Raw genomic sequence first — 12,504 nt, forward strand, 5'->3', positions numbered from 1 at the left:
AAGCCATTTCATCCTTTAATTTGCCTTTGGAAAGCTTTTTATTTCCTTTAAAATTTATCTCGCTGATTTTGGGTCTTTCTTTAAAGAAAAAAGCGAGATTCCATGTATTCGTGTCAATGGAGACTTCCACATCATCAAAACATCCAAGCTCCATAAGAGCCTTTATGTCTGATTTTACTTTTTCCTCAAGATAAGGTTTTTTTACTTTAGATTTGATTTCGGATTTTACTGTTTTAGCTTTTACATTCTTGAGGCCGATGAAACGTATCCCGTTCAGCCTGTTTTCTTTTGCAAAAAGACACAAAGCAAAAAACAAAATTATGATTGAAGAAAGAGTGATATTTTTGATTATTTTAAACATTAAGTTTCTTTATTATAAAGCGAATTCCTCTAAAATTTAAGGTAATGATTATATTAAAAAAAAAAGAAATAATCAAACAATATTAGCGGATGGCGCCCGCCTTGCCGGCGAGGCAGGTAGAGCGTTTAGAGAAAAGCCTTTTGCCTTTTCACCCTCACCCTTCCCTCTTCCTCGCTCGCAGGTGCTTTTTTCTTTTTCACCTCGGAGGTTCTTTGAGAGACTCCTCGGGAGTGGCGATACCGAAGGTAAGACTCTTCCCCTTTGGGGTCCAAAGACTTACCCGAGGTGGCTCTTTGAGTCACCGAAACTCCGCCGACAGGAGCGGTGCGAATCTGAATAAAGAAAAAACCCCCATAACTCTCGTCATGAGGGTTTTTTCGTAAAACTTTTTTCAAAAAACCTAAAGTTTAGAACTTATAGGTTGCGGTAACTTGAGTGATGTATTTTTGATTTACACCGCTGAAAATAAATCCGCCTGTAAACTGAATTTCCTGAGCAACTAATGCATCAATGGTAAGGTTTTGAAGGACATTTATACCTACACCATAGGTAACCACTGTTGCGCCTAGGTTTTCAGTCAGAGTTGTTTGATCAGCTTTGGCATCCTGCACAAAAGCTGTTCCGCTGTTTGAATAAGCTTTGTCGGTGAGATCAATGTTATTTGATTCCATTATAAGCTGACGCACACCTAATCTTCCTGTTACAACTTTAGAAACGATATGCTCTACGCCTATATTGGCTCCAATTTGCATATTTGTTGTTGTTGTTTTGCAGTCTTCCTGTACTAGAGCTTGACCGTAAGCCGCATCCGCAGGGGTTGTTTCCAAACCATATACGGTAACCTGGTTCCGGAGGCCTCCGCCAACGATAAGCAATGTCTTTTTGGACATTTGTGAATTATACGCAGCGCCGATCATTGTTGTTGTCTGAGTCTGGGTTCTTTTCTGAGTATAATTGGTATCTCCGGCGTCAATATAATCACCGTTATTGTTTCCGTCAGTTTTGACTGTCAAATCGCTCGTATAGTCAGCATTGTTATAATTCAAATAGACTATCAAAGGATTGCCTTTGAGTTCCAATTTTCCGCGGGCAGTAATACCGATATTCATGCTGGGAGCAACTTTTAATTCCCAATCATATTTTCTTATTGTCCCAAGGACGGCGTTTTGGTACCTATCGCCTGTGAATGTGTCTTTTGCGGACGGCATATCCAAACTTACGACAGCATCAAGAACTGCAAAAGGGCCGGCATCCGATATTTTTGCGCCTACCGTTACATTGGTATCCTGAGCGCTTCTATTGTCGGTCCATTCCGCATCTCCACCAGGTCCAGGATTATTTACCAATTTCAAAGACTCATTTTGTGTATCGCCGGCAGAGCTTAAACGCGCGCCGACATTCATTTTGCCCATAGAAGGAAGGACATATAGAAGTTCAAATCTGGTAGGAAGAGCAACCGCGCCATTAACATCTAACTGAGTATTTGCACTGGGAAGTGGGTTTCCTGCCCCAACATTCGGGGTAAAAGGAGAAGCTGTATGAAAATACCCAGGCATAGCTGCTGCTTCAACTGCCGGAACTGCATTTTGCATACTTCCCCAATAAGGCCTGTTAACAAACAAGCCTATGGTTGCACCGTCTTGAATGGGACATTTTCCAGTTACTCCGCCCCAATTTCTGGCAGCAGCACCGTTAACATTTACACCCAAAGTGTCAGATGCTTCTACCCAAACCTGCTTTGAATAATCTGCTGTTCTTGCAGGGTTCATCCAAAGAAGATTGTCATCTTCTTCAATCATCCAGTTTTGAATTCCCAGGCTGTTAACTCTTGTTTGCGTTGCAAACAATGGCCCGGCAATAAAACTGAGTGCTACAACTAATGCTAATAATTTTCTCATTTATTACCTCCACTAAAATTTGTCCCCCCATCTTCTTTCTACTGCAATTCTATAAATTACTGCAATCTTAGATTTTGGGAACACCTCCTTTTTAGTGAATCTTGCCCCCTAACCTGCTTGGGGTATATTCAAAAAGCCATTTTATCCCCCGGTAAAATCAGATAAGTTTTGATTCAAATAAAAATTACAATCATTACCAATCTTAATAACTGATTTTCCAACTGATCAAATGGCTTCAAATATTTTACTTATTCTCCTGGTTTGATTTTATATAATAACTATTTTTTTGTCAAGTGCCTTTAATAGCGTATAGCGTTTAGCGCATAGCGCCGCGCCTGCCGGCGGGCAGGGATAGGAAAAACAGAATAAATCAAATTCGTATTTATCAGTACTTGTAATTTTTAAACCATTTAATATACAAAATGTAACACTGCTTTTCTTTAGAATGCCACATTCGCTCTTTTATTTTTCTATACGCTACCCGCTATCCGCTAATTTTAGCCTGCGCTTCCCCTGTTTTACTCTGAACCGATATCTGGCACGGATAAAGTCCTTAGACAAACTTAGTGTCATTAAAGTTCAGTCGGGATTTTTCTCCAGGGCAGATAATCAATGCCCTTTATGGACAATTCTTTTTCGCCCGCATAAACAACATACGCTTTTCGTGTTTTTTTGCGAATCATATCTTTTACTTTATTGATACCCTTTGAAAGACTTTCATTATATGTTTCGGCCGACTTAATTTCCACTAAATCAACACTTAACGCGTTTTCAACGACAAGGTCTGCTTCATTACCAGTTCTATCGCGAAAGAAAAGAAGGTTGGATGACATCCCTTTATTAAACCTGCTTTTTAAAAACTCGGAAACAACAAAATTTTCAAATAATGCTCCCCTCAAATAATGGTGGCGAAGCGCCCGGGGATTTTCAATCCCCAACAAGTATGATACAAGCCCAGTATCGTAAAAATAAATTTTGGGCGTTTTGATTAAACGCTTGCCAATATTAGCAAAGTAGGGCGGCAAAACAAAGGCAATATAGCTTGCTTCAAGAAGGGACAGCCATTTTCGTATAGTCGGCTGAGAAACACCCACATCGTTGGCAATGCTGTTGTAATTGACTATCTGACCGATGCGGCTTGCAAGCATGCGAATAAATTTGTCAAATGTATGCAGATTTTCAACCTGGCTCAACTGACGCAGGTCTCGTTCTATATATGTTTCGTAATAGTTCATGTAATAGCTAAGAGTATCTATTTTCTCTTTGTATAACTGAGGATAGAACCCTTTTAATAAAAATTCTTCCAGACCAGCTCCGCCGGATTTCCCCGCCTCAGATATTTCATGATAACTCAAAGGAAGCAGTTTAAGCAAAGCCGTCCTTCCGGCAAGAGACTGGCTTATGGTCTGCGACACTTCAAATTGCTGGCTACCCGTAAGGATAAACATCCCTTTCTTCTTCTTTTCATCCACTATTCCCTGCAAATAAGAGGGTATTTCAGGTACCCGCTGAATTTCGTCAAAGATCGCCCCGTCGGGTAAATCTTTAAGCAGGCCGCGCGGATCATCTTTTGCGCGGGAACGGTTGTCGGGATCCTCAAAGTTTATATACGGCTTATCAGGGAAAAGTTTTCTCGCAAGAGTAGTTTTACCGGACTGTCTTGGCCCGGTAATTGTTATTACCGGATATTGCTTTGCCAGTTCAATGCACTTTGATTCAATTGCTCTTTTTATCATAATAAGATTATAATACATTGCTAATTCAAAGTCAAGGTTTAAATTAGCACGATATTACAGGCGCCTTCTGCAAGGTCATTGTCTAAAAGTTCTGTATTCAATTTGCATACAATGGTCAATCCCTTTGACTGATAACTATTGAAACCGCACCAACACCCGACACTAAAGGATGCGCCTACACTGCGCTCTAACATTTTTTATCCGCAGCCGCAGGCTTTAGCCTGCTCTTTTACCTTTCCTATACGCTATACGGAATTCTGTCACCCTGAATTTATTCAGTATCTGGGCTTTAAGCTACTAAACCAACTTCAAGATCCTGAACCCCTCCCCCCGCATGGTTTCTTTCCACTGCAGTTTCCTATGGAAACTAAGCGCAGGGACAGGTGAAACCAAATCAGCGGGGCAGGCACGGCGGGCAGGCAAGTTCAGTATGACTCTTCCTATAAATTAATGGTTTTTCGCCGTTTCCCTGTCTCCTGTCTACGACTTCCTTATCTATGTTTCATGGAGTCCCGCCTTGCGGGACTACCTACTATCTACTGTTCCTATCCATGGGGATGATATTTCTTATGCAGTTCCTTCAAATGCTCCCTATCCACATGGGTATAAATCTGCGTGGTAGTTATGGAGCTGTGCCCGAGCATTTCCTGAACAAACCTCAAATCAGCGCCTCCTAATAAAAGATGCGTCGCAAAAGAATGCCTTAAAAGGTGAGGAGTAATTTTTTTTGATATCCCTGCTTTTGCTGCGTAGTTTTTAAGCTGGCGCCAAAATTCAATGCGGGATATTTTTTTCCCAAGCCTACTCAAAAAAAGATCTGAATTATCAGCAAATTCATTATTTCTCGTTTCAAGGTATCTCTTTATGGATAAAATTGATTTCTGGGCAATCGGCACAATTCTTTCCTTATTCCCTTTTCCTTTTACTTTTAGATACCCTCTTTCCATGTCAACATTTTCTATCTTTAGATTTACAAGTTCCGAAACTCTTAATCCTGTTGCGTAAAGAAGCTCAACCATCGCGCGATTTCTTATATCCCTTTCTTTTGTTCCGTTTATCGCGTTCAACAGATTATTCACTTCATCAAATGAAAGCTGGCCGGGCAATTTTGAAGGTATTTTGGGAGGAACAATATAAGAGGTCGGGTTTTCGGTTATTATTTTTTCCGAGACAAGAAACCGATAATATTGTTTTATGGACTCTATTAACCGGTATATGGAACGGGGCTTAAGCCCGTCAAGTTTTTTTTGCCAGAAAAAGTCCGTAAGATTTTGATGTTTAATGTTAGAAATATTTTTATTTTCTTTTTCAAGAAATTTGAAATAATGCTTTAGGTCTGACAGATAAGAAAGCACGGTATTACGCGAAAGGCCTTTTTCGCCTACAATGTACGCGGAAAATTCTTTTAAATAGTTTTCCATTTTTTTCTGGTAACTGGCCGCCGGTGGCTATCGGCCAAAGGTTTACTTAATCAGATAAGGATTGGTATCAAATTCCTCTTTTAGTGTTGATTCGGGTCCGTGTCCCGGAAAAACTATCATTTCTTTAGGGAATTTATTTAAAATCTTCAATGAGTTTTTAAGTTCTTTTTCGCTGCCGCCAGGTAAGTCCCACCTTCCTACGGAGCCTTTAAAAAGAGTGTCTCCGGTAAAAATAATGTCTTCAATAACGAGACAAATGCCCCCCGGCGTATGGCCCGGAGTATGTATTACTTTAAACTCAAAAGGACTTTCCTTTATTATTTCGCTGTCCGATAAAATAACGTCCGCCTTAGGAAGTTTTTTGTCTTCACCGAAAAAAACTGAACCATTCAATGAAGAATCATAAAGAAATTTTTCATCATCTTTATGAATATAAACTGGAATATTATAACTGCTTTTTATTTCAGAATTAGCCCCGGTATGGTCAATATGGCCGTGAGTATTAATTATTCCTTTTGGCATAAGATTCAAAGAACTCACCTTTCCAATTATTAAATCTGCGTCGGCACCGGGATCAATAATAAAGGCTTTTTTTGATGATTTTTCAAAAATAATATAGCAGTTTGTTTCAAAATAACCAACCACTACTTTTTGAACTGAAAAACCGCTTTTATTCATCTCAAGCCAAATGAAAAATCCTAACTGCTATTTGAAGAATCATGTTTGTCAAAATACCGGCAAAAATATCATCCATAACAACCCCCCATCCGCCGGGAAGTTTCTGCGCATTCCTGATATAAAAAGGTTTTATTACGTCAAACAGCCGGAATAGAAAAAATGCCGCTATTAATATTTTAAAAGAATATGGCAGAAAAAGAACTGATATCCAAAATCCCACTATTTCGTCAATCACAATATGAGAATCGTCTTTTTTTCCGTAAATTTTTTCAGCTTCAGTGGATACCGGTATTGAAATAATAAAAGCCGCGACAGAAATAAGAAAAACTATCAGATAATTTTTGGGAAATACAAACCAATATAGTAATGCAGCAAGCGCAGACCCTACTGTTCCCGAAGCTATGGGAGAATATCCTGTACCAAAACCGGAAGCTAACAATAAAACAATGGTTCTCATTTTTCCTTAAGAAGTTCTTTATGTTCTATAAGATAAGTAATACCGGAATAAATTGTAAAAAGCATCGTAATAAACATAAGCCAATAAGGAAGTTTCACAAGACACCATCCCAGAAAATAAGTTATTCCGGACGATGCAAGAAAATAGATCGGCCTGATTCCTGAAAAATTCCAAAGAGCTGAATTTATAATCAAAATAAGCATAAGGGTAATAACTGAAGTTATCTGCGAAGTGGTTTTCAGTTTTCCGGTTTTACTTGCTGCTATAATTTTGTTTTTTGAAGCAGCCACCGAGCGCAAGCCCGTGATTATGAATTCCCTTGATGTAATAACTATTACCATCCAGGCAGGGATATGAAGTTCTTTTAATCCCACAAAAGATATAAATGCTGCCGACATTATAAGTTTATCCGCTAAAGGATCAAGAAAAATCCCAAGAGTTGTTACCTGATGTTTTTTCCGTGCAATTATCCCGTCATAAATATCGGTAAGCGCCGCCGCGATAAAAATTATTAAAGCGCAGATTCTTGTCCAAAGATTGTCAATATACATAAAAAGTATAAGCACCGGAAGAAGAGATATTCTTAACAAAGTCAGTTGATTTGCCAGATTCATAGAAGTTTATCCGTATTCGCAATTTATATTTTTTTCTAACTAAAAATGTAAAATCTAATAGTCGTGCTTATAGTTTTTCCCCATTGAACCGATTTTGGGTCGAGCATTTTTTAGGAAGTTTTCGGTTTTTCGTGTTTGAGCCCCTTCCTGGCCGGAGCCGAAGGGGCGAGTCCTTCGACAAGCTCAGGATGGTGAGCCTGCCGAACCGTTGAAAAACCGCCTGAAATAAAGAATGCGGAAGTCCGCCGCGGCGGAGCTCACGGGGTGCATTTCTTTTGAATACTTTTCTTTAGGCAAGTAAAGAAAAGTAATCCGGGGGTGCAGGGGCCCTCGGGTCCATAGACCCTATGGGTCGAGGCGGGAAAGCCCCGCAACTTTCCCCTGTTTCGCAAAAAGATTTTCAAAGTAATACACTAAAGATCACTTTGATAAAACTTGTTTCCCTATTAAATCATACCCTTTTTGGCCGGTTATTTTAACATTTACAAAAGAACCAATATCTGCTTTTCCATTAAAAATTATCTTATTGTCCACTTCGGGAGCCTGAAAATAAGTTCTGCCCGAAAAAACATTTCCTGATATTTTTTCTTCAACTAAAACTTCTTCAATGGTTCCAATCCTTGAAATATTTTTCTTCAATACTACTTTTTTCTGCGCTTTCATCAATTCATTTTTTCTTGAAGCTTTTTCAATATTGTTTATTCTTTTTTTGAAGCAATAAGACTTTGTCTTTTGATTATCCGAGTACTCAAAAACTCCTAGATGGTCAAACCATCCCTCGCTTATGAAATTTTTGAGTTCCTGAAACTCTTTTTTTGTTTCCCCCGGAAAACCTGTAATGATGCTGGTGCGTATGGCTATTTCGGGAACAGCATCTTTTATCATTTGAACTGTTCTTTTGGCCCCTTTTGGCCTTCCCATTATTTTTAAAATTCTCTCGTTTACGTGTTGAAGCGGGACATCAATATACTTGCAAAGTTTTTTAGATCTTTTAAAACCATCCAGCAGCTTATTAGTGATAGAAGCCGGATACCCGTAAAGAATTCTAATCCATTTTATCTTTGAAATTTCAGAAATTTTTTCAATCAGTTTAGGAAGGGCATAATATCCGTACAAGTCAAGCCCGTAAGAAGTAACGTCCTGCGCAATCAAAACCGCTTCTTTTATGCCCAGTTCGCTTAAACTTTTTGCTTCCTCAACTATATGTTCAATTTTTCTGCTGACGTAATTCCCGCGTATTTTTGGTATATAACAAAAACTGCACTTATGATTACATCCTTCCGATACCCTTAAATATGCGCTTGCGTTTTCAGTGGAAAGCAACCTCGGATATTTGGATTCTAAAAGACCGCCGGGGTTTTTGCATAAAAAACCTTCCCCGCGGGAAATTATGTCGGGAATTTTTTCCAGCTCTCCCGTTCCAATAAAACCGTCAACTTCTTTAAAATCTTTTTGAATCTTTTTTCTTTCAGATTGAACCAAACATCCGGAAACAAAAAGTTTTTCAATTTTTCCCAGTTTTTTTAGTTTTAAAAGAGCATTTATGAATCCTGTTGATTCCTCTTTAGCGTCTTGAATAAAAGAGCAGGTGTGAACCAGGGCGTAATCGCAGGAATTTATATCGGTTGTTAAAATATATCCTTTAGCGCTTAACATTCCTGCGATATATTCACTTTCAACAACATTTTTCGGGCAGCCTAAAGTAACAATGCATATTTTAGACATTTATTGAAGAATTTATTCTCCTTCGCCAAATACCCCCCTCGTTTTGCTTCGCTAAACGAAGCAGGGGGGATGAAGGCGGGGAGCTTCATTATCGGTTTGTTTCCGAAAATTTCAGACTATTTAAACTGTCTTTTGTAATTTCAAGAGCATTTATATCCTTTTTTGCTCCCACTGAAATGTCAATAGGATTCCCGTTTAAACTTGCCTTAATACCCGGGACATATCCTATGCTCAAATAAAATTTTTCTTTTCCTTTCCATTCCTGTTCGGTTCCTTTAAGCAAAGTTCCTTCATAAACCATTTTTTCGTCCGTAGTAACCTTAATCCATGTATCGTGAATGCTTTGAATGCGAAGAGTTAAAATATCGCTTTTTTCAACGGCTTCTTTTACGGAATCGGGTTTAGTAACAGATATTTTAGTTTTTCCGGCATCAAATAGTAATAAGAATCTGGATTTAATGGAAGGGACTGAAATTTCCTGGCTAATCCAAATAAAAATTCCGATAAAAAATATTAAAATTGTACTCAATAAAACACCGTAAAATGTTCTTCGTCGTTTAATTCAAGGAACTTTGCGTAACGCCTTAAAGAACCCAAAAAATAAACTTCCGCAGGAAAAACCTCAAAACTTCCTTCTTCCATAGCAGAAATATAATTTAATGGAATGTGCGTTTGAGCATTAACATAACTTAGAGAATATTTTTTTTCTTCTCTTTTTCGTTTCAATATATCGCCGATTTCTTTCATAATATTTTATTAAAAACTAATCAAACTCTATTATATTTGTCTTTGGAGGAACTTTAAATTTAAACTCATCCTTGGCTAAAGTAGGATTTTTCTCAATTTTTTCCATATCGGTCTGTATTTCAACATTTCCAAGGTAAATAACGCTTCTGACAGGCATAAAAGTCTCATCATCAATCCAGAACTTCATTTTTGGCAAATTATCTTTTTTCGGAGACAAAAATATTATTATTTTATTTAATTCTTTTCCCTGAAGCTCAAAAAAATATTGTTGTTCAAATTCTTTAAAACTTTTCAAGTACCCGAAAAAAGTATACGCAAGATTGTCGTTTTTTAACCACTTTTTCCATTTATCTACCGCGACTTGCTTGTAAAGCGGAGTATATATCCAGACTTTTTTCCCGTTACCGGTAATAACTTGTTCTTCAGGACTTATCTGCCTTATACGGATTTTATCCGGTTTTGAAAAAACTGCTTCTCCGTTTTTTGTTTGAGACTCGTTAGTCAGCAGGAAAACAATCTTTTGTTTAAAATTAAATCTCAGGCTATGCAAAGCATCGTCAGCTGTTTCCATTTTTTGCATAACTTCTTTGATATTTAAATCCTGGGCAACCGAACTGTAAGCAAATAAAAAAACTGGGGTTAAAATTAGGCTTAAATATTTCAGAAAAGAATTAATTGATTTGTTCATTATTTACGGAATGTATCGTAGCATCAAGATATTCATCGATTTTGTCAAAAAATATTGTCCAGCGGTTTGTCCCTTCAGGTTTTCCGATAAATCCTTTTATCTCCATAAGGCTTAAAATGTTCGTGGCCCTGGCGGATGAGCCGAAATGCGCCTTAAGCAGATCCTGAGAAACTCTTTTTCTTTCTTTAACCAGCTGGAGGGCTAGGGATAGTTCTTTTAGTTCCTTTTCATTTTCTTGATGAAGGCCCGGCGCGCTGGAAGAATGAGAGAAAAAATCTTCGTATTGCTTCGGAAAGTTCTGTTGGTAAATAAAATCAACAACTCTTTCCGCTTCTTTAACCGAAACAAAAGATCCCTGAAGCCTTATTAGACGGGAATCGCCGGGAGGCATAAAAAGCAAGTCTCCCCTGCCTAAAAGGCTGTCAGCTCCAATCGTATCAAGAATAACCCTTGAATCCACCTTAGAAGTTGTTTGAAACGCTATACGGGCAGGAAAATTTGCTTTGATCACGCCCGTAATAACGTTTACGGACGGTCTTTGCGTTGCCAATATAAGATGAATGCCAACAGCTCTTGCCATCTGGGCAAGACGCTGAACATTATCCTCAATTTCTTTGGAAGCTGCAACCATAAGGTCGGCAAGTTCATCTATAATTACGATAATATAAAAATCTTTTGGCAGGTTTTTTTCCGCCATTTTTTCATTATAACCTTCAATGTTTCGTACAATTTCTTTTGCGTATTTTTCATATCTCATTTCCATTACCTGTACGAGTTTTTTTAGCGATTGAGAAGCATTTTTGGGAGTGGTTATAATGTCTGCCTTTTCCGCAGGAACACTCGGGTCGTAAAGATGAGGAAGTTTCCTGTAAAGAGGCATTTCTACCCTTTTGGGATCAATTATCATGAATTTAACTTCATCAGGACAAGCTTTATAAAGAATTGAAAGAATTATGCTGTGTATCCCGACGCTTTTGCCCGAGCCGGTTGCGCCCGCAATCATAAGATGAGGCATTGAAGAAAGATCTGAAATGTAGGGCGTACCGTCAGTCATCTTGCCTAAAGCTAGCGTAAGAAGCGATTTTGAATTCTGAAAATCTTCGCCAGAAAGGACGCCCTTAAGTCCCACCACAGCAGGTTTTGCATTAGGCACTTCAACTCCCACCATTGATTTTTCAGGAACCGAAATGATCCTGATAGAAGGCGATTTCATAGCCAGCCCGATATTTTCCGATAAAGAGATTACTTCCTGAACTTTTATTCCGGGCGCAAGACTCAACTCATACCTTGTCACAACAGGGCCGCTAATAATCATTTCAACACTTGCTTCTATGTCAAAATCCTTCAGCGTTTTCATTAAAAGAACCGCTTTTTGCCGGTGTTCTCCTTCAGATGTAGTTATTCCGTGCCCTTTTTCGTCGGAAAGAAGCGACAAATCAGGCAAAGTATAGCCTTTATAAGAAACATTTTTGTTAGGAAGGATTTTTAATTCTTTTTTATTTTCTGAGCTTTGAGTTTTTTTGATCGGAGGCGCGGCATTTTCTTTAACGATAATTTTAGGTTCAACAGGCTTTATAGGAACCGCTTTGGGTTCCTCAAATCTTGGCTGAGGCTTAACTGCCGGCTGCTGGGTATTCCTTCTTACCGGAATAGTTTTTCTTGCTTCATTTCTTGCCTCCTGCCATTCCTTGAAATCCTGCATAAGCCTTTGCCATAAAGACATCGTCAAAACTTTAACTGAAATTCTTAAAAGCCTGGTGATAAAATAAAAGGATAAGAGAAATGTGACTAAAAGAGAAATTACTTTCCCAAAAAGCCTGAAAAATAAAGGATTCAGTTTTGTGCCAAGCATGCCGCCGTAATCAACGCCGTATAAAGCAATGCCGGATAATGAAAAAAAGGCTGAAGCGGAACAAAGGAGAAGCAATGAAAAGACTGTATCTAAACGCAGTCTATGCTTGTATGAAAGGCTCAAGTATACTATGCCGAGCCACGCAAGAACTAACGGAATAATATATGAGGCGTGTCCGAAAACAAGGAAGGAAAATTTTGATAAGCCTTTGCCTAAAACTCCCGACTGCTCGGGAATAATTATAAAATATCCTATTACAAATGCGAACAGAAGAAATAGGAAACCTCTAATCTCGCCGCTAAGATTTTTCTTTGTTTTTGCTCTTTG

Annotated in this window: 12 protein-coding genes; all 12 read right to left on the bottom strand. The window is 38.5% G+C overall.

Annotated elements, in window-relative coordinates:
• The coding region (locus tag NT145_01465; GenBank protein MCX5781364.1) for a hypothetical protein at nt 1-361 on the bottom strand (361 nt) is incomplete at its 3' end.
• A gap of 407 nt (nt 362-768) precedes the next feature.
• Nucleotides 769-2,259 (bottom strand): hypothetical protein, encoded by a 1,491-nt coding sequence (locus NT145_01470; GenBank protein ID MCX5781365.1) that lies wholly within the window; start codon nt 2,257-2,259, stop codon nt 769-771.
• A 572-nt stretch (nt 2,260-2,831) separates the two neighbouring features.
• Complete coding sequence (locus NT145_01475) at nt 2,832-4,013, bottom strand: ATP-binding protein (GenBank protein MCX5781366.1); 1,182 nt, start codon at nt 4,011-4,013, stop codon at nt 2,832-2,834.
• A gap of 527 nt (nt 4,014-4,540) precedes the next feature.
• Nucleotides 4,541-5,416 (bottom strand): site-specific tyrosine recombinase XerD, encoded by an 876-nt coding sequence (gene xerD, locus NT145_01480; protein ID MCX5781367.1) that lies wholly within the window; start codon nt 5,414-5,416, stop codon nt 4,541-4,543.
• Between the two features lie 42 nt (nt 5,417-5,458).
• Complete coding sequence (locus tag NT145_01485; protein MCX5781368.1) at nt 5,459-6,094, bottom strand: MBL fold metallo-hydrolase; 636 nt, start codon at nt 6,092-6,094, stop codon at nt 5,459-5,461.
• A gap of 1 nt (nt 6,095) precedes the next feature.
• Nucleotides 6,096-6,551 (bottom strand): phosphatidylglycerophosphatase A, encoded by a 456-nt coding sequence (locus NT145_01490; GenBank protein ID MCX5781369.1) that lies wholly within the window; start codon nt 6,549-6,551, stop codon nt 6,096-6,098.
• Nucleotides 6,548-7,165, bottom strand: coding sequence for a CDP-diacylglycerol--glycerol-3-phosphate 3-phosphatidyltransferase (gene pgsA, locus NT145_01495; protein MCX5781370.1), 618 nt, complete (start codon nt 7,163-7,165; stop codon nt 6,548-6,550). Before pgsA ends, NT145_01490 begins: the two co-directional genes overlap by 4 nt.
• Before the next feature lie 420 nt (nt 7,166-7,585).
• Entirely contained in the window at nt 7,586-8,890 is a 1,305-nt protein-coding gene (gene rimO, locus NT145_01500; protein MCX5781371.1) for a 30S ribosomal protein S12 methylthiotransferase RimO, read from the bottom strand.
• 88 nt (nt 8,891-8,978) lie between these two features.
• The gene (locus tag NT145_01505) at nt 8,979-9,419 is read right to left on the bottom strand and encodes a DUF4115 domain-containing protein (GenBank protein MCX5781372.1); all 441 of its coding nucleotides are present in this window, start codon (nt 9,417-9,419) and stop codon (nt 8,979-8,981) included.
• Nucleotides 9,416-9,637, bottom strand: coding sequence for a helix-turn-helix domain-containing protein (locus NT145_01510; protein ID MCX5781373.1), 222 nt, complete (start codon nt 9,635-9,637; stop codon nt 9,416-9,418). Before NT145_01510 ends, NT145_01505 begins: the two co-directional genes overlap by 4 nt.
• 16 nt (nt 9,638-9,653) lie before the next feature.
• Nucleotides 9,654-10,325 (bottom strand): outer-membrane lipoprotein carrier protein LolA, encoded by a 672-nt coding sequence (locus NT145_01515; GenBank protein ID MCX5781374.1) that lies wholly within the window; start codon nt 10,323-10,325, stop codon nt 9,654-9,656.
• On the bottom strand, nt 10,309-12,504 hold a 2,196-nt coding region (locus NT145_01520), incomplete at its 5' end, for a DNA translocase FtsK 4TM domain-containing protein (protein MCX5781375.1). The genes NT145_01520 and NT145_01515, both read right to left, overlap by 17 nt.

Source organism: Elusimicrobiota bacterium (assembly GCA_026388075.1).
GTDB lineage: Bacteria > Elusimicrobiota > Endomicrobiia > Endomicrobiales > JAPLKN01 > JAPLKN01.

Coding starts and splice junctions, on each gene's coding strand:
- NT145_01470 (MCX5781365.1), bottom strand. CDS start 2,259: ATGAGAAAATTATTAGCATTAGTTGTAGCACTCAGTTTTATTGCCGGG.
- NT145_01475 (MCX5781366.1), bottom strand. CDS start 4,013: ATGTATTATAATCTTATTATGATAAAAAGAGCAATTGAATCAAAGTGC.
- xerD (MCX5781367.1), bottom strand. CDS start 5,416: ATGGAAAACTATTTAAAAGAATTTTCCGCGTACATTGTAGGCGAAAAA.
- NT145_01485 (MCX5781368.1), bottom strand. CDS start 6,094: ATGAATAAAAGCGGTTTTTCAGTTCAAAAAGTAGTGGTTGGTTATTTT.
- NT145_01490 (MCX5781369.1), bottom strand. CDS start 6,551: ATGAGAACCATTGTTTTATTGTTAGCTTCCGGTTTTGGTACAGGATAT.
- pgsA (MCX5781370.1), bottom strand. CDS start 7,165: ATGAATCTGGCAAATCAACTGACTTTGTTAAGAATATCTCTTCTTCCG.
- rimO (MCX5781371.1), bottom strand. CDS start 8,890: ATGTCTAAAATATGCATTGTTACTTTAGGCTGCCCGAAAAATGTTGTT.
- NT145_01510 (MCX5781373.1), bottom strand. CDS start 9,637: ATGAAAGAAATCGGCGATATATTGAAACGAAAAAGAGAAGAAAAAAAA.
- NT145_01515 (MCX5781374.1), bottom strand. CDS start 10,325: ATGAACAAATCAATTAATTCTTTTCTGAAATATTTAAGCCTAATTTTA.